This window comes from Ruegeria sp. HKCCD3925, assembly GCF_057221175.1.
The window spans coordinates 471,434-489,571 of sequence record NZ_JBWVBI010000002.1 but is presented as its reverse complement, the minus strand read 5'-3'; the positions used below and the strand labels follow the sequence as shown (position 1 = coordinate 489,571).

The window sequence follows — 18,138 nt, the reverse complement described above, 5'->3', positions numbered from 1 at the left end:
GTTTTGAGTATCGATAATGCGGATTTGCAGCAGCAACTGGTTACGTTTGCGCAGATTACACGGCGAAGACGTGCAAAGGCCGAGCCGCCCGATTTTTTGCTCGCACTCGCCAGTGCGATTGCTAATGAGCGACCGCGGTTCATGCTTTTGGCCATGCCAGGGCTAGCAGAAAACCTCACCACGGAAGTCTCTGTTGGTCGAGTCCACGAAGTTTTGGGGCAATTGGCGGCCGACATCCTGATTTTGACTGATCTTGATTCAGGATCTGATCGCGCCAGAATTTGGGCCACACAATTTGGTGCCGATGCGATAGTTAACCAGATTGAATGGCCAGATGATCTGACTGCGCAGCCTCCTGCATTCTTTACCCTGGCCTCCTCTGCAAAAGAAGAATCCACTCCAAAAGAAGTGCTGCCATTTGCCCGTCGCTTCTTGCCGCGCAATGACCTGACAAGTTTTGACGAAAGTCGACCCATGGGTGACACGGTGCCGGTGGACCTCAGGCCGCCAGAGGGTTCCAGCGGCACGGTGCTGATCGGTTGCATGAAAAACGAAGGCCCATTCTTATTGGAATGGATTGCATACCACCAATCGATCGGGGTGCATCACTTTGTTATCTATACCAATGGCTGCGAGGATGGCACGGATCTGATGCTGGATGCGCTGGCCAAAACCGGTCTGGTCACGCATGTCGACAACAACAAATGGAAGGGCAATTCCCCGCAACAGTGGGCTCTGAACCAGTCTGCAAAGCTCAAGGTGGTCAAACGTGCTGATTGGGTTATCCATATTGATGTGGATGAGTTTATCAACATCCGCTTTGGTAACGGGACACTGCCGGAACTTTATAAGCGCCTGCCCGAGGGGGTCAGCAATATTGCCATGACCTGGCGGCAATTTGGGTCGGCCGGGATAAAGACCTACGAGGACAGGCCGGTCCTTGCGCAATTTGACCGATGCGCTCCGTCATATCTGCCCAAACCGCATACCGCTTGGGGCTTCAAGACCGCCACCAGGAATATTCGTGCCTATCGTAAACTAAGCTGTCACCGGCCCAATAAGCTTAAAGAAGCAAAAGCCGAACAGGTGCTATGGGTCAATGGATCGGGTCAGGATATCACGCACAAAGTGGCAAAGAATGGCTGGAGATCCGATATCAAGACCATCGGCTATGAGCTGGTCCAGCTAAACCACTACGCACTAAGATCTGCGCAGTCTTTCTTGGTCAAGCGTCAACGCGGCCGGGCCCTGCATGTGGATCGCACTGTCGGGCGCAATTATTGGATACGGATGGATTGGAACCAGTATCAGGACGTCACTATCCAACGCAACCTGGCCAGATTGTCAGTGGCGATGGAAGCGTTGCTAGCCATTCCGCAGATTGCGCAGCTACACGAAAAAGCTGTTGCCTGGCACCAAGCTAAGATTGAGTTTTTGATGGATGAGCCCGAGTTTCGCAACCTTTATGACGAGATCACCAGCATCGAACTTGAGGATTTGCAACGGATCCGCGCCATCATGGATGCGGATATGCAAAGCTGACACCGCCCAGATAGTAGTTGTCGGAGAGTAGCGCAAAGTTCAAGGCAGTTGCGTAGCGGGCTTGCTCGGTTGTCATTCAACAGTTTTGGATAAGTCCTTTGAAGCAGTGTCCGCAATATTGGATGACATCTAAGTTGTACAGATGATCCGGAAGAAGCAGTTCAGCGGCGGTGTTTTTCCCTTAAACGGCTTTGTAGGGTTGCGGCAGCGTGATGTCAGTTTACAGAAGCCTCATACTAAACCTATCCGACTTGCTGCGGTTTAAGGGCTTGAATAAGCGTGCTGAAGTCACGCATCGGTGTCCCCGACCGGAGAAGATCATGGTGCGGTGCAAATCACTCAAAAAGACGTAGAGGTTTTGGGCCGCCCGTGACTAAATCGCCTCACTGTTCCTCCCAAACGCCACCGCGTTTTTGTCAATTCTTATCGACATGCCAGAGCTGATGCTTTCGATATATCGCAAAACTACACGCGCGAACTGAACGCCTGAATTCCGCTTCGGTAGCCTCCTGTTTCAGGCAACTAACAAACCGGCAAAGCCATTTATCCTACTAACGAGGTGTCTAGGCCGCCAATTGAATAGATTCTTCCATATAAAAAGTCGCGAAAGAATCGCGTAGCGACATCGAAGCGGGCTGCAGATTCACGATATATGCTGCCAGAGCAGTGCTTTGATCGAGGTAAATATTGAACGCTTCCCGCGAGGGACCAATGGATTCGTTATCAGCCAATACTCGTTCTCTGCCAAGCGACTAGCCAGTGGTGAAATCGCATCTTTCCAGCCTAGTTTTGGTAGCATAAGCCCGGTTGGTAGCCTCCAAGAGTGAGTGTTTTTGAACTCCGCATGCCTTGCAACTTGACCGACATCCTTCAATTGCTCGAATATCAGATTCGCTGATTTCGTGTTTTCAGCCAAGGTAGGAGTGACAAGACTGTCATACACCTCGGCAATTACAAATGAATGCCCGTCCTCGTTGAATTGATTGCCGTATAACCCGGGAGAAGAACTACGAAATATGGCTGTCTTCGCTCGGAAGTCATGTAGGTAAGTGATCGGTGTGATTTGATCTGCTGGCAGCGAAAACGCAAAAAAATCCACACTCACAGGGTGGAAGAAAGTACGTGTGTTGGGTAATCCACCGAGCACAGATGACAATGTCGATGCAGGTAAGCTCCAATACAGCTTGTCGGCCACGATGTCATCTCCCGCCTGCAACCTAACTTTCCCGTCTTCATGGCGAATGCGGTCGATGCGTGTATCTGTAAGCACCTTCACCCCAATACTCTCAAGATACATCCTCAATTTGGTACAGAAGAATGCCATCCCTCCCTCAGAAGGGTAGAAATTACGCGGCTTTGGTCTCGGTTTTGCCTTGACAGCAAGGCGATCGTCCAGGGTAGGGCTTTCCTGTTTGAGAGATGCCATTTGCAGATCATCTCCAAGTCTTACTCGTTTTGCGTAACTCAGTATATCGAACGCTTCTGGTGCCAGTTGCGCGCAAGCTTGACCACAGAGCTTTTCGAACCCAGGCATGAGCTCGGCAGCTATACGATTTCCAAATCGCAATGCAACTGCATCAGGTAGTGAACGAGCGGCCCGCGACTTATTCTCCGCGGCGGCACGTAACTCGGAAATCATCTCGACTCGATCAGCCTGCTGCGCTGAAGAAAGATCAGGAACCGCAATACCCATCTCGTGACCGTAGTCCCCGATTGATGCGTATGTGACTGGTACAGGTACGAGTTGCTCATCCATGGTGGCGCGGAAAATCTCCGATGACTCAGGATCGGCGAAATCAAACAGATGGCATCCATTGTCGAGGGCAAAACCATTCCAATTCGGCCCAGCCAGAATGCCACCAAGTCTGGACGAGCCTTCGAGCAATGTCACCTTGTGTCCTTTGGAAGTCAGAAATGCTGCGGCGTAGCATCCAGACATTCCCCCGCCTACGACGCACCAATGCATTGATTTGGACATAGCGCATTTCCCCTGTTAATTCTGAGACGCGGTGCATAGCGTGATTTAGTGTGCGGTAATACTGCATAAAAACGGTACGCGAGAACACGACACTATGTAAGTTATATGTCGGCTTGAGCGTTTCGACCATTTATCTGATCTTTATTCAAGCCTACTTTGATGGAGGTACATGGCAAAGCGCGACTATCAGTCCCTTTGCGTGCGCAAAACTGCCGCAGTTGAAGCCGGTTCTCGTATAGGGTTGAATGGCTTTTGTCTGGCAGCAAACGACGCACTCAAAGGCCTGAACTATGGCAAAAACTGTTCACGAATACTGGGAAAAAAAATACTTAGATGGACATGCTCAAGGATACCCATGGGACATGGTCGTAAGTTTCTTGATGCGCGCTCCGCGAGTTTTGTCGAAGAACAAGGCCGATATCAAAATTCTCGAGCTTGGATGTGGGACTGGAGCCAATCTCTGGTGCGCGGCCAGAGAAGGGTTTGAGGTCACCGGAATTGATATAAGCCAGGTGGCTGTTCGAAATGCGGAAGCCCGTTTTGAAGCTGACGCGCTGAATGGAACTTTTCTTCAGGCACAATTCTCGCCACTGCCGTTCGACGATGAAAGCTTTGATCTTGTTATTGATCGAGCGTCAACTGCCTGCGTAGATTATGCAGAAATGACCAATGCAATTGCAGAGGTTCACCGAGTCCTGAAATCAGAAGGTTTGCTTTTTTCCCAAGGATACAGCGCGGATCATACCAGTATGACCAAAGGAACAAAATTTGACGAACATACGTTCCAAGAGATTCACGGCGGTACACTGGCAGGTCAAGCCCAGATCACCTTTCTGTCGCGTCAAGACATTGACGAGTTACTAAAGAACAAGTTCATGCTGGCACAGTTGCAGCATGTTATGATCGAAGATGTTTTGTCGTCAGAAATGGGACAGCATACCGAATGGCGGCTGGTAGCTCAAAAACTCTAGCTCTCGATGCGTCGAAGAAGAGTAAATGCTTCAGCTGCCCGCAAACCAACGATGGCTCCTCGCATTCCTAGTAGATGGTGGACAGCCTCTAGTGATCTTGCATGAGGAAATTTTCTCATCTCCGGCGTATATGCCATTAGCGCTTCGATCTTTTGTGCGACGTAGCCCTCGCTATTTACAAAAACTGTTGGTGTGAACGCGCTCTCGGGTGCATTCCAGTGTGTACTTGACAGCACTTCGAAGCCCAGGATATCAATCACGCCATTTCCTGGCTGAGGCCGAAACGCTGTGAGACAGGCACGCGCAAGCATACTATGATCCACATTCAGGTCGCCCGCATGATGGGTGTAAATTCTACGTGGAGACATGTCAGCGACAGTGATCTCGATGGCTTGCGCAATCTCCAACATAGGAACGGTGTCGAGCTTGTTATCCGGAAATCCCAGGAATAAGGGCGGTTCTGCACCTAGGGCCGATGCAGCTTCCCGAGCCATCTCTTCACGTTTCGAAACCGCCTTCAACGCCGCGTCTGGCCGAGATAACTCGCCGTCTGATGCAAAAATTATGTTAACTTTTTCGCCCGCATCGACGTGACGCGCGATTGTAGCTCCGCAGCCTAATGCCTCATCATCAGGGTGCGCCGCAAGTACCAAAACACTCATCTAATACCCTTTCCTAAGCTTCGCTTGACTAGCTAACGTCAAGATAAAAACGTATCAATGGTCTGGTTTTGGAGCCTCTGACCTCGCCCATCTGATTGAACCCAAGGGATTTAAAGAACTTTACTGCAGGTGCGTTATCATGGACGACTTCGGCAATGATACATCGAGTGTCTGGCCAATCACTTTTCAGCAATGCGACCCCATTACTGAACGCCTTCTGACCCAATCCGCGACCAGAGTGCTCGGGCAGCAGATAAATTGACACCACCGCAGACTTAACCTCATCTTCGCCAAGATCAAAACGAACTAGTCCAATCGCACCTTCGGCCGACGTGATCTTCAATAGCAACCTGTTAGAATCAGACACAGCCTCGCTGAACCATCGGTCATGCTCGGGCTTTGTAACCTTTTGTCCGCTTCCGCTTAACGCCACGATTTGAGGCAGATTGCGCCAGCGGAAAACCAAGTCGCTATCGGCGCCGGTCATTCGAGTGACCGCACAGATATCACCATGCATGTCGACCCCCGTCTACAAAAATTGTATGCCCGCTGATACCACTCGCCTTATTAGACAACAAAAAACAGATACTATCCGCAGCTTCTGTAGGCGTGATCATGCGGCGTTGAGGCACCATCCTGCCATAGGCCTCCAAAAACTCTTCAGCTTGAGTTTGCAAGACACCACCCAAGCATACCGCGTTCACTCGTACACGTTTGTCGGCCCAGGCAACAGCAAGGTACTTTGTTAACTGTAATTGAGCCGCTTTTGTGGCCGCGTAGATAGGAGATGGTGGCAAGCGGTTTTCATCATATATTGAGAAATCTGGTGCCATCGCGCCGTATATTGAACTTACATTTACAATCGAGACGGGATTCTCGATGGCAATAAGAGAGTTGCAAATTGAAATCAGATCGGACAAGTCGACCTTTACGGCATCTTGCCAATCTGATACTTCCAATTTATCCATTGGTTTTGTAGGTACCGTACCCATCGCGTTGTTGACGAGCCCGCATACAGTGTGCCCATCAGCGCGTAGGTGCGACCAGAATGCGTCAAAGTCCTCTCGACTTTTGGGATCAAACGCGATTGCGTGTGCCCGTGCCGGAGCATTCTGATTGAACGCATGTGCTCGCTTGGATGATCGGGTTGTGACGATTGCCGTTCCGCCAGCTTCGACTATGGCTGGCCAGATAGCCGATCCAACGCGCCCCAAGCCTCCTGTAACTACAAAAGTTCCTTCACTAAGCACTACCCACCTCGATCACTTCTCGGCTCGACGATCACAAATCGAGCTTTATTCAAATGAGTATCCGCCGTCTTGCGCGAATTTAAGCGCTTCAGCGAGTTTGAAATCATATAATTCGTCGATATCGATAGCCCGGTGCCATGGCATATCCAGACCTTGAATACCTTGAACATAAAGGCTGTTCGCCGCAAGCAGTGCCTCAGTTTTTGCCCAGTATATCGCCCCACTTGGGCAGACGGTTTCTTCATAAGCCTGCGATTTTTGATACATCGCCTCGCTAAATATGAACTCTAGCCCGGCTTCGCTCTGTCGCAAGGCTCTTTGTGGTGGGGTCCAGCCGAATGGAACAACGCTTAGCAAAGCCACACAATCTCTGACTTCAAATGCGTCAAAAAACCTGCGAATGTCGTTCGCGTTTCTCAATGGGCAATTGGGAAGCAACAAACAAAATCTATCAGGCCAATCCGGAACGTTGACTGCTGCGTCTTTGATCACATCGATCAACCCGACATCATCCTGTGCCAAATGCGCGGATCTACCAAGAACCTGTGCGCCATATCGCTGAGCGATGGTTGCATATTCGTCGTCCTCGGTTGTCATGTAAACTTTTGAAAAAATACCCGTTTCCAATGCCGCTTCGATTGTCCAGCCCATCATTGGCTTGCCGGCAAAGGGTAAGGCATTCTTTCTAGGTAGTCGCCTTGATCCTCCACGCGCGGGAATTAATGCGACCGGTGCAGTGTGTGACATTGGGTTAACAATCTTCCAAAGCTTGAAGGCATAACGAAAGACTACGCGCAGCTTCCTGTACTGTCTGAATAGGGATCATGGGTAGAGATTTAGCAGAAAGGGATCGGATCATATCCGCTAGCATCAGCCCGTATTCCTCGTCCGCATTTAGTCCGCATTTATTGTATAGCGATTGTACAACCCGATCATCAGAGAATGTTACGGAAACTTCCTCTGGGGAGCGCCCCAAACTTGACCAGATGACGGAACCTTCTGAGCCTATCAATTCGCAACCGCGGTTTTTTCTTCGAGAAATAAAGTCCAAATCCAAGCTTACGGGCATTCCATCTATTGTTTGAAGTTCGATACGGGCCCAGTCTTCAGCTGCAATCTTGTCTGGCCCCAAAGAGGCGGTAGTGCTCTTAATATGGTGCAATGGTCCGAGCATTGCCTGCAGGTAATCAAACTCATGGATACAGTCTAGAATGACTCCCCCTCCCATTTCCGAGCTTGCAGCAAAAATATTGGTTCCCGCCGGACGCATCTGGCTGAGGCGGTGACCAAAATGTGCCCGCACAAAGCATATCTCGCCAGCTCGATGCCGGTTGTGATGTAGAGCGCGTAAGCCGGGGTGAAAACGCATGTTGCAAACGCAATAGCAGGCAGTTCCCGATTTTTCCGCAATTCTCACCAGGGCTTCGGAGTCCGCCAGGGTGTGCGCTAGAGGTTTTTCTACAAGTGCCGGGACTCCCGCCCAAAGTGCCGCTTCTGCCGGTTGCAAGTGTTGATCCGGGGGCGTTGCCACGATGCAAAATGAAAGTTTCTCACTAAGTAGGCTTTCCATAGAACTGCGTGTGACGACACCTGTCTTGGATGCAATCTCTTGCGCAATAGTTTGATTTACCTCAAAAGCAAAGACTCTGAGACCATGCTCACGCAGGATTCTCGCATATCGTTTTCCGATGGAGCCGAGGCCGACAATCCCGATAGGGTCAATAGATCTTGCGCACTCCCGTAAATACTGCGACCAGCTTTCGTGCATCTCGGAGTGCTTCATTTGAAATCGTCGGCCGATAACAGCGTATTTGCAGTGAGGTCTCGGGTCGCTGATTTCCCGATCAACAGTTGTGAGTTTTTTGGAGCAATACCTGTTCCGGGTCGCTTGTAATCGAGATCCTCGGGCGCGATGATGGTCCCTTTTGCAATGTCGCGTGCGGCAACTATTGATCGGTAATACTTCCTAGCCCCAGCAAGATCATTGTCGGAAGGAATTATCGCGACACGACCGAGCGCCGCTTCGGCATTGCGAATTTTTTCTGACCAAGTGATAAGTTCATCGGGCTCGAGAGATTCATGCGCATGTAAAACATGGTCGTTGCGCGACATGATTAGCCGCTTTTCTATGACATGCGCCCCAAGAGCCAACGCGACAAAGTCGAGATCACTATCAGTATTGGGGGAAGAATACCCAACTGGGCCATCAGTGTTCGCACTCAAGTGCGTGATTGCATGCATATTCATCTGCTTCGGGATAGAGGTGTGATAGTCATGCAAAGGAATAACGCTTGATCCACCCGCAGACGTGTACCAGGAGACAAGCTCCGTCAATTCCTGCTGAGATGTCGGCCCTAAGTCAACGATCATAGGTTTTCCGGTACGCCCAATCACATCAATGAGGTCCTTGTATGTGGTATCCCATGCGCCAATCTTGTGCGCCGAAATACCGAGATCTTCCAACATATTGATGCCGTCGACGAAATCACAGGTCGCCAGGAATGTAATATTTTCTTCAGAGCAGTACGATATGAGTTCTCCCCATTCATCTCTACTCATGGATAGTGCTTCGAACATCTTGCGCATATTGACAGTTTGTTCAATCCCATCCCAGACCACCCGGTATTCAGCTTCATCCTGAATATCTTGGTAGGGGTCGATAACTTGGAACTTAACCGCGTCCATGCAGGCCGCGCAGGCCGAGTCGATCAACTGTTTCGCCCGATCTATATTGCCCATGCAAGTTGTCCCGACTTCGGCAATCAAGTAGCAGGGCTCACCTTCGCCGATTGTCCTGCCATCGATCTCAATCGTCTTCGTCATAGGGCACCTTTGATATGCTGAGTTGTTACCGGGCGGATTTATACAAAATCCGCGTCAGAGAAAAGCGTTCCGCACCCAATGTCCCGCCGCAACGCCCTGCCAAGAAGCATATCCGCAAATTTGGGTGGGTAGCCATGACCGGGGCGCGCAAATCGAATATCTTCAGCCGAGATACGCATCCCCGCACTTAGGTCTCTTGAAGCGGCGCAAGATAGGCGATGCGCTGCCCTCGCTTCTCTTTCACGTTCACTTAGAAGAAAGGTGTCGCGCACCAACATTTCTTCCAGATTTCGTATATCGGACACATAGCTTTTCATAGTTTCCGGGTCTTCGGACATGTTGTGATCGGGGCCCGAAAGACCACGGTCCAGAGTGAAGTGTTTTTCGAGCCAGCGTGCGCCAAGTGCGACGGCAGCGACCGCAGCTGTTGAACCAAGCGTGTGATCCGAAAATCCAACCGGCAATCCAAATGCTGCAGCGATGCGCGTCATTCGCTTCATGCCGACTTCCCCTGGGGGTGTTGGGTATTGAGATGTGCAATGGAGTATTACGATTTGATCATTGCCTTCACTTAGTGCTGCAGAAACCGCGTCTTCAATATCCTCGAATGTTGCCATTCCTGTTGAAAGTACCAGAAGCTTTTGAGCGGCTGCCATTTCAGAAATAAGAGGTAAGTGACCAAGATAATCCGATCCATTTTTCAACACAGGCACATTCAACTCGATCAAACGCTGAATACCTTCAGAATTGGTCGGTGTAGAGTGCCAATCTACCCCTCTCTCGTTACAATACCTGCCAATTTCCGCCAGAAAATCGTCATCCATTTCAACACGTCGAAACATGTCGATCATCTTTTCCGTGACCGTTTTGCCTGCATTTTCGTAGCTATAAGTGAGTGTTGGGTCGGTTATGAAATCCGCGGTCGCAAAATTCTGAAACTTTACAGCATCCACGCCGGACTCAATTGCGGCATCGATTGTTTGTTTGGCCAGATCGAGAGATCCATTATGATTAATCCCAATCTCTGCGACAATATATGTGGGCATGATTGGATCCATGATGCGCTCAAAAATGCGACTATTCATCTGGGACCTCATTCTTGTGTAAGAGAGTATCAAGTATCAGTTTTGCCAGACGTTGCGGCCCCATGCCATCCGCAACACGTCGTGCGGCTAAAGAAATTCGGTAGCGCAAGCCGTCATCATTAAGCAGAGAAACCGCAGCAAAAGCCGCTTCTTTTGGTGTAGTTACGCAGATTGCCGAGCCGTCAGACGCTAGGGCCTGAGCACCTGCAACCTGATTGTCCGCTAGCGGCAAAACGATAGATGGCGTACCAAGATGGCAGGCTTCCAGAGATGTCACCCCTCCACCAATCACGGAAACCTCTGCTGCTGCCAGCAGCGGGGCAAAATCCTGTGGCTTTTTGACAGTCACGTTCGGAAGGTTCGGTATCATTGCTGTTTCGGGGGCGACAATTGTCACCTTTTCTCCAGCGTTCGATAGAATAGTTGCGATCGTAGTCGAGAGGCCATTCGGTTGCGCGTTGCCAAAGGCAATAAGCACGCCTTCGCGGGAGATCGAGGGTTGATCAACGATGGTTCTACGCAGGCAGGCAAATTTAGACCCCAGGGCTCTTTTCAGGGCATTATTATAAGCTGTCGAGCACCACGTTTGGGCTCCAGGGTTTTGGTTGATAACCAATTCAGCCGATGGATCAATAACTGCCAAATCGTCGAACACAACGAGGGAATTCCGGCGCGAAAGCGTATTCAAAGCATATTCATCAAATGCGTAATTATCAACTACCAGCGCATGAGCTCTGGTTGTATCAAGATAGTCTAGAATAGCTTTGATGTCTTGATATTTACCGGCTGGATATAGCCAATCTTCGACCGCGAAACTTCGTGTAACCCAAGCGCTCCGCGATGCGGTATTCTCAGGCCGGGTAAGTAGTCTACAGTCCGCACCCAACTTTCGCAGAGCTTCCGCAAGCGCAAGATCCCTAGAGAGATGACCATCTCCGATCCCATCGCCCGCGTCAGCACGAAAAACAATCTTCATACCAACGAGGTCTTCAATAGCGAGATGAGATTATCACACACGTAATCCACGTCAGATAGGCTCAAGTCTTGATATAGCGGCAATGAAAGGCATGAGTCGTAGTACCGCGTCGCTCCACTGAGATCGCGAACTGTCGAGACTGCAGGCATATGACCCGGGCTGCAGACCGGATGCATATGAAGCGGCACATAGTGAACTTGCGAGCCAATAGATCGATCCCGCAATGCGGCGACCATTTCTGACTTGTCGATCTTGAGTTTTTCGAAGTCAATCTGCACAACGCACAAGTGCCAGCACGGATCGCAGTTTTCGACACGTTCGATCAATCGAATGGAATTTCGTACTTCGAGCGGTGCTTCTACAAGATGTTTTTCATATCTAGAGATCAATTCTTGCCGTTTTGCTTTGAAGCTTGCCAGTCGCTTCAATTGTGACAAACCTAGCGCGGCTTGAATATCTGTTAGGCGGTAGTTGAAGCCGGTCTCTAGCGCCTCATAGTACCAGTGGTTTATAGCCCCGTAAGCGCTCACTGCATTATTTTGGTATCGGAATTGATCCGGGTCTCGCGTGATTCCGTGACTGCGCAGTTGCCGGAGGCGTTCAGCCATCTCTGGTGATTTGCATGTAACCATCCCGCCTTCGCCTGCAGCAACGGTCTTGACCGGATGGAACGAAAAAATGGACAAGTCGCTGTGTAAACATGAGCCAACGGGCGTGCCGTCTTGCGCCAAACTGCCAACGGCATGGCAGGCATCCTCGATCAAATACGCCGACTTACCATTCGGCTGAGAATCGCACACCTCGCGTAGCGCCTGCATATCAACTGTCTGACCTGCCAAATGAACCGCGAAAACAGCTTGTACAGGCCGTCCTGCAGTTTCTAGCGCGACCTCCAACTGTTCTGGACCGAGCAGCCCAGTCTGAGGAGAAACATCCGAGAGCACTACTTCAGCGCCTGTGTAACGGGCTCCATTGGCAGTTGCAATAAATGTGATGTCTGGCACGATAACACAGCTATCCGGCCCCACTCCCGCAGCAAGCGCGGCGAGATGTAATGCAGTTGTTCCATTAGATGTCGCAATGGATTCGACTTCTCCACAGGCGGCAGAGAATTCTCTTTCAAACGCTGGAACTGCTGGACCCGTGGTCCAATATTCACTGCGAAGAACATCCACGACCGCAGAAACATCGTCTTCGGTCAAACTCTGCCGCCCATATGGAATAAAGGGACGATCCATCCTATATGCTCAGCCACGCACCATTTTGAGCAGTTCTTCATTCGTGAGCCACTGGTCATTTTTATCACTAGTATAGCTAAAATCTGGTTGCACAGTTTCGTATCCAAGCGACGAGTAAGATTCCCTATCCCACCATGTAAATGGTGGTTCGATTGCGTATCTATCCCCCATATCATAAACCATGCGCGCGTCGTCTACCGTTATCATGGCCTCATGAAGCTTTTCACCGGGACGAATTCCGATGATTTTATGTGGAAGTTCAGGTGCCATCGCTTTTGCAAGGTCAACAATGCGCATACTTGGGATTTTCGGAATAAAGATCTCACCGCCCCGCATGGCCTGCAAGCAAGTCATAACGAAGTCGACACCTTGATCCAATGTTATCCAGAATCTGGTCATGCGATCATCAGTGATCGGCAAATGATCTGACCCGTCTGCGATCAGTTTTTGAAAAAGTGGCAAAACCGAACCATTGGAGTTCGCGACATTTCCGTAGCGGACAACAGAAAAGCGTGTTCTCGCGGTGCCACTCAGGTTGTTTGCAGCGACCATGATTTTATCACTGGCCAATTTAGTCGCACCGTAAAGATTCACTGGCGAGCAAGCCTTGTCTGTAGACAAAGCGACAACCTTCTCGATTCCATTACGGATCGCGACATCGACGACATTTTGCGCACCGTCGATATTTGTCTTCACGCATTCCATTGGGTTGTATTCTGCAATAGGGACATGCTTTATCGCGCTAGCGTGAATTATTATGTCTACACCACGGGTGGCCATTTCGAGCCGATGAAGGTCTCGTATATCGCCGATCATGAATCTGAGTTTGGCGCAATCACGAAACTCTGGAGTATTCGCCATCTGATATTGCCGCTGTTCGCAACGAGAATAAACAACTATTCGGGTGGCTTGATCCTCTTCCACCAAACGTCTGACAAATCGCTTTCCAAACGAACCCGTCCCCCCTGTTACAAGCACGCATTTTCCGGTCAGATCCATGGGTGGGAAGCGAGCGTCTGTCATTTTCATAACCTTGTTTGAAGTGTCGTGGCCGTAGGCCAAAAGTGTGGCTCGAACCAAGGCTTGCGTACCGAAGAAGCAATGTACTGTCCAGAGGTTCAATAGGGAATGAAACGTTCGTTCTGGCGGGGTATTGAACCGTCAATCGAATATCGTCGATACGATTCTGCATTCTAAGTCAGCTAGCCAGGTGAGATACTCGCGCCGGTACTTAATCCTAGACAGTTAAGCGGGCATAACACGCCATGCGCTAAGTGAATTGGCTGTTTCTAAGCTTCCATGGTAACTCCCTTCGCTTGATAGCGGTTGTGCAGGACATTCCGAGCATGGCAACTGATTTCTTAACGGCAGAAACTATCTCTTGGATTGAGCAAAGGAAGATCATGAACCGACCGCGGGTGATTAACAAGTGATCAAAGGGTTAGATTGTATTTACCTTGCTAGTCTGCGATGCGATACGCTACTGCAGTGAGGCCGAAAATGAGTAAACCCATGAACGCGAAGACAGACAGGCAATTGGTATCCGAACGATTCACGTCGATGGTAGTGTCAGAGCAAGACGGCTTTCGCGCTGTAGGTTGGGGGTCCCACGGATCGCAAATGCGACGCTTTGAGGTCATGAGTCAGATTGCCCAATTGAGAGGCGCGCGAATTCTGGATGTCGGTTGCGGATTGGGTGCGTTCCACAATTGGTTGACCGATAACGATTTCGAGCATGACTATTATGGCTGTGACATAACGCTGGAAATGGTCAAGCGTGCTCGGGAAAACACGGGTTTGTCGACAATTTATCATGGTGACCTGAGCATGTTTTCTGAATGTGAACAATTTGACTATGTCTTTGCAAGCGGCATCTTCTGTTTTGATGTTCAGGGATGCCATATAACAATGAACAAAACTGTGGCGGATATGTATGCGTTGGCACGTAAAGGTGTATGCTTTAACACTTTGAGCGATTTGGCTGACAGCAAAGAACCGGATGAATTCTATGCCAATCCAGCGCGCTGCTTAACTGACTGCCAGAAGTTATCAAGGAAAGTCGTTCTCAGGCATGACTATCACCCGGCTGATTTCACAGTCTATTTGTATCGATAAGCGTTATGACTACAGTCTCAATAATGCAGCCTGCATACTTACCTTGGCTGGGATTTTTTGATCGGATTGCAAAATCTGACACAGTTGTCATTCTTGACCATGTCGCAATCGACAAAAACACGAAGACTCAGTTTACTAACCGAAACAGGGTGCGCACTAACTCTGGTGCTTCCTGGCTTACGATTCCGATCCAGACCAAGGGCATAAAGCAGGAAACGCCCATTCACGATATACTAGTATCCGATAGGATAAACTGGCAGCGAAAGCATATTTCCTCGCTCCAGGCGAACTATTCTAAGACACCATATTATAAAGATTTCTCAAAAGGTCTCTTCGCTCTGCTCGAACAAAAATCGCCAAATCTGGTCGATTATATAAACCCGATTACGGACCATCTACTGGACATACTAGATCTGAAGCCAAATCTCATTTATTCGCATCAACTGAAAACACGTGCGCGCAAAGCTGATCTAGTTCTTGAGATCTGCAAGAAGTGCAGTGCTGATATGTATATCTCTGGCCCATTCGGGCGCGATTACCTTGATTTGCATGCATTCAGAGAAGCTGGCATCGAGGTGGTATTTCATGACTACCGACACCCGCTATATCGACAGAACGGAGATCCATTTATTCCACATCTTAGTATTGTCGATCTGTTGTTTAATTGCGGACCCGGCGCTACAGACATCTTATTGTCCGATCCTGACAGCTTAGCCATAGATTGAAATTTCAGATCAATCGTTTCGCCAATTTCTCGATATTCGGGTCACCCTCTTTCAAGTACTGTTCCAGTTTCTCAGGAAACCAATGCGTGGGCTTGTCGCCCTTCACTCCACGTAGGAATGGCATGTGCGCATATTCATATGGGATCATCAATTCATCACTACCCATATAGGCGATCGTGAGGGCTGCATGTAAAGCATCCTCATCGGTAACTTTGAACTGCTTCGGGCTGGACAGAGACATTGCATAATCTTCTCGGCTCTTGGGCGCGAGCGGTTTGATTGGGTTGTCGTTCATTCCGGTCCAAGAACAGGCCAGAATTGGTACTTTCATTAGCATCAATTCCAGTATCGCGGTGCCGTGCCAGATCGTACCAAGATCAGTTAGCGGAATCAGATCATTGTTGTTGAACCATCTATGATCCAAACGCATAACATTTGATGGAAGAGACTCTGGCAAAAGATCAAAGAAGAACTCCACAGGGCGATTCAATTCCCGACGAAGCTCATTGGGGTGTGGCTTAATCAGTAACAGGACATCGTCTTTGCCGCGAACTGCCTCAACAGAGTGGTGCACCCAATCAGCCATGTCCTTGTGCCCAGGTCCACCTTCGCGGTCAGCCCCAATGTCGTAGGTCAGCTTCCCAAATAAACACACAACACTACCGCCGTTCGCGCGATGGGAAATTATTTTCTCAAGCGCTTCCGATCGTTCCATGCTTTCTTGAATGCGACCTCTGTCCGCAGTCGTCAACTGCTTTGCACGTTCGATATGTGTTTCCGGGTCATCTAACCCTTCAATCCAGTCAAGGAATTCCTGGCGGGTAGGTTTGTGGGGCATACGGACTTTTGTCTTAGTCAGATTCTTTACTGATAGAGCTGTGCTATGCGTGTTGCCCATCACCGTATAATAGTGCTGATAGGCGACCAAAAATGCTACATAGGCGAAGTTTGCGGTTTCCGAAGTCATCGCGCACATTTTTTTATAAACAGCGCTCGGTACGTAGTGCGACATGACTCCGAGAAAAAGCACCCGCAAACCTTTGGGTTCAAGGGTCGCACGTAGGTCTTCGAAGACAGACACCGCGACATCCGCTTTTTGAATCATTTCTTCGATCACTTCTTGCGCTCGCACATCCTGGAAATCGACGGAGTATCTACGCTGAATGGTGGAGACGCGCTCTCGGATCGGCTGGAATAAATTCAATCCGTTCACTTCTATAATTTCCGCGTCTAGATCTATTTTCCATCTGTTGCGCAGCTTTGCCGGTCCCGTTGGCTCGCCTTTAAATCGAACCTGAGATCTGCAAATGCAGCCGTGGAATCGGTCAATGTCGGGGTCGCCAGTTGGCATTGCGCGCAAATTATTTTCTTCTAGAACGATGCTCGCATACCCTTCTTTACGTAACTCTGCTATGGTAAGGCCCTGCCAAATCAGAGAATTAGTCAAATTCTGTGAAATCATCACGCAAACGCCTTTCAGAGGCGACGAAACTGGGACTGCCTCGATCACATTCGATGTTTGATCTGAACATTCAAGCTGGAGCCGCAGCAATTCAGCGGCAGAAGGCATCTTTTTTCCATCGAGCAACTTCTCGAATTGCTTCAAGTGGCGAAGCGCTTTTTTGTCATCTCCTTGAGACCGATATATGAGGGCGATCTGCCAGATACCTTGCGCGTCTTCGTCGGTGGGCACTCTGTTTGCAACGACAGCTTCTGCAGCCGCAATATTGTCGTCGGACACATATGCTTCAATTTGGGCGGCTACGAATAGGATCTTCAGCGCTTGAGGCGCATAGCCTATGTGCTCGGAGAGTAATGTGATGGCTGTCTCGTACTGATCGCGACGCATAAATTGCCGAGCGACAGCGACAATTTCTGGTGTGCCGCGAAACCTGTTGCAAATGTCTTCAAAAATTCGGTCGCAGGCTTGTGTCTGGTTTAATTCTGCCAGACATATTGCTTGACCAAGGAGAAAGCGGGGTTGGTTAGGATATTTATCTGCAGCGTTCCGGCAAAGCTGAAGGCGCATTGAGCTCTCTCCTATCGATTGCAGGAGCGCAATTGCCCTCTGTGCCAATTGCGGGCTGTCAAGCAATCGGTCAGAGACGCGCAAAAGATCAGCTTCGATATGTTCGCGTTTGTTCGCATTTGCATCTAAATGCAATTTCTCGACGACGACCGTAGCCGCGTCTGGGTTGAACCTTAGATAGTTATTCAAAACATTGGTGCAAATTTCAACTTTTCCGCTCGTCGTTAGGCGAGCTATTAGTTGGCTCAATAGGCCGGAATCTTGTGGCAAGCAATTGATCGCTGCGCGCAGCAGCCATTCTGTCGCTTCGGCGTCACCGATTTCATGCGGTCTAATGGCAAAAAAGCCGCTGTGCTGATTGGTGGCCAACGTAAGAAGAAGTTTACGCAACTTTTTCTTGGTGCGATCATCAAGTGTGAGTTCCGTAAGTGCCGCACTGACCACGAATGCGGTGTCATCGTCTAGTTCTGCGTCCGGAAAGTGCGTGGCGCCAACCTTCGAGATGGTGAATACACCATTTTTAGGCGCTTTTGCAGCAGATTTATTTTTGAAGAATCGATTCAACAAACGCATGCAAAACCCTATCCAGTTCGTAATTTCGCGCATTCTAAATGTTTATGGAGAACAAGTTCAAGTTTGCGGCATTTCTATATTGTCTCGGTGCATTCGTTTCAATGACATTTCTGAGGCTCGACGGTTCAGCCGCAAACTTCATTAAAACAGTTAGGTTCAGGTTTCAAAGCC

General features: G+C 49.5%; 16 protein-coding genes. 4 read left to right on the top strand and 12 right to left on the bottom strand.

Annotation, left to right across the window (positions count from 1 at the left end; all coding sequences use genetic code 11):
• Positions 1 to 24: 24 nt before the first annotated feature.
• Positions 25 to 1,542, top strand: a complete 1,518-nt coding sequence (locus AC2TEM_RS07010) for a glycosyltransferase family 2 protein (protein ID WP_480856053.1) — start codon at positions 25 to 27, stop codon at positions 1,540 to 1,542.
• A gap of 643 nt (positions 1,543 to 2,185) precedes the next feature.
• On the opposite strand, the gene AC2TEM_RS07005 is transcribed toward AC2TEM_RS07010, so the two are convergent.
• Entirely contained in the window at positions 2,186 to 3,508 is a 1,323-nt protein-coding gene (locus AC2TEM_RS07005) for an NAD(P)-binding protein (RefSeq protein ID WP_480790501.1), read from the bottom strand.
• A 302-nt stretch (positions 3,509 to 3,810) separates the two neighbouring features.
• Between AC2TEM_RS07005 and AC2TEM_RS07000 the strand changes: the two genes are divergently transcribed.
• Positions 3,811 to 4,491 (top strand): class I SAM-dependent methyltransferase, encoded by a 681-nt coding sequence (locus tag AC2TEM_RS07000; protein ID WP_170423066.1) that lies wholly within the window; start codon positions 3,811 to 3,813, stop codon positions 4,489 to 4,491.
• Here the strand turns inward: AC2TEM_RS07000 and AC2TEM_RS06995 are convergent.
• The 10 genes from AC2TEM_RS06995 to pseB are packed head-to-tail and all read right to left on the bottom strand — an operon-like array spanning position 4,488 to position 13,548.
• Positions 4,488 to 5,153 carry a PIG-L family deacetylase gene (locus AC2TEM_RS06995; protein WP_170423064.1) on the bottom strand — a complete coding sequence of 222 codons (666 nt, stop codon included), beginning with the start codon at positions 5,151 to 5,153 and terminating at the stop codon, positions 4,488 to 4,490. The two genes, AC2TEM_RS07000 and AC2TEM_RS06995, sit on opposite strands and share 4 nt — an antisense overlap.
• A 28-nt stretch (positions 5,154 to 5,181) precedes the next feature.
• Complete coding sequence (locus AC2TEM_RS06990; RefSeq protein WP_170423062.1) at positions 5,182 to 5,670, bottom strand: GNAT family N-acetyltransferase; 489 nt, start codon at positions 5,668 to 5,670, stop codon at positions 5,182 to 5,184.
• Positions 5,660 to 6,403, bottom strand: coding sequence for an SDR family oxidoreductase (locus AC2TEM_RS06985; RefSeq protein WP_480790488.1), 744 nt, complete (start codon positions 6,401 to 6,403; stop codon positions 5,660 to 5,662). The genes AC2TEM_RS06990 and AC2TEM_RS06985 overlap by 11 nt, the downstream gene beginning before the upstream one ends.
• A gap of 45 nt (positions 6,404 to 6,448) precedes the next feature.
• A complete protein-coding gene (locus AC2TEM_RS06980; RefSeq protein WP_170423058.1) occupies positions 6,449 to 7,150 on the bottom strand; it encodes an acylneuraminate cytidylyltransferase family protein in 702 nt (233 codons plus the stop codon).
• A 4-nt stretch (positions 7,151 to 7,154) separates the two neighbouring features.
• Entirely contained in the window at positions 7,155 to 8,186 is a 1,032-nt protein-coding gene (locus AC2TEM_RS06975) for a Gfo/Idh/MocA family protein (protein ID WP_170423056.1), read from the bottom strand.
• Positions 8,183 to 9,226 carry an N-acetylneuraminate synthase family protein gene (locus AC2TEM_RS06970; RefSeq protein WP_170423054.1) on the bottom strand — a complete coding sequence of 348 codons (1,044 nt, stop codon included), beginning with the start codon at positions 9,224 to 9,226 and terminating at the stop codon, positions 8,183 to 8,185. The genes AC2TEM_RS06975 and AC2TEM_RS06970 overlap by 4 nt, the downstream gene beginning before the upstream one ends.
• 38 nt (positions 9,227 to 9,264) lie before the next feature.
• Complete coding sequence (locus AC2TEM_RS06965) at positions 9,265 to 10,311, bottom strand: N-acetylneuraminate synthase family protein (protein ID WP_170423052.1); 1,047 nt, start codon at positions 10,309 to 10,311, stop codon at positions 9,265 to 9,267.
• Positions 10,304 to 11,287, bottom strand: a complete 984-nt coding sequence (locus tag AC2TEM_RS06960) for a hypothetical protein (protein WP_170423050.1) — start codon at positions 11,285 to 11,287, stop codon at positions 10,304 to 10,306. The genes AC2TEM_RS06965 and AC2TEM_RS06960 overlap by 8 nt, the downstream gene beginning before the upstream one ends.
• Positions 11,284 to 12,489 carry a DegT/DnrJ/EryC1/StrS family aminotransferase gene (locus AC2TEM_RS06955; protein WP_480790487.1) on the bottom strand — a complete coding sequence of 402 codons (1,206 nt, stop codon included), beginning with the start codon at positions 12,487 to 12,489 and terminating at the stop codon, positions 11,284 to 11,286. Before AC2TEM_RS06955 ends, AC2TEM_RS06960 begins: the two co-directional genes overlap by 4 nt.
• Positions 12,490 to 12,534: 45 nt before the next feature.
• Positions 12,535 to 13,548 (bottom strand): UDP-N-acetylglucosamine 4,6-dehydratase (inverting), encoded by a 1,014-nt coding sequence (gene pseB, locus AC2TEM_RS06950; protein WP_170423046.1) that lies wholly within the window; start codon positions 13,546 to 13,548, stop codon positions 12,535 to 12,537.
• Positions 13,549 to 14,037: 489 nt separating this feature from the next.
• Between pseB and AC2TEM_RS06945 the strand changes: the two genes are divergently transcribed.
• Positions 14,038 to 14,640, top strand: a complete 603-nt coding sequence (locus AC2TEM_RS06945) for a class I SAM-dependent methyltransferase (protein ID WP_170423044.1) — start codon at positions 14,038 to 14,040, stop codon at positions 14,638 to 14,640.
• A gap of 5 nt (positions 14,641 to 14,645) precedes the next feature.
• Entirely contained in the window at positions 14,646 to 15,365 is a 720-nt protein-coding gene (locus AC2TEM_RS06940; RefSeq protein ID WP_170608951.1) for a WbqC family protein, read from the top strand.
• Between the two features lie 4 nt (positions 15,366 to 15,369).
• On the opposite strand, the gene AC2TEM_RS06935 is transcribed toward AC2TEM_RS06940, so the two are convergent.
• Complete coding sequence (locus tag AC2TEM_RS06935; protein WP_480856052.1) at positions 15,370 to 18,000, bottom strand: tetratricopeptide repeat protein; 2,631 nt, start codon at positions 17,998 to 18,000, stop codon at positions 15,370 to 15,372.
• Positions 18,001 to 18,138: the final 138 nt, after the last annotated feature.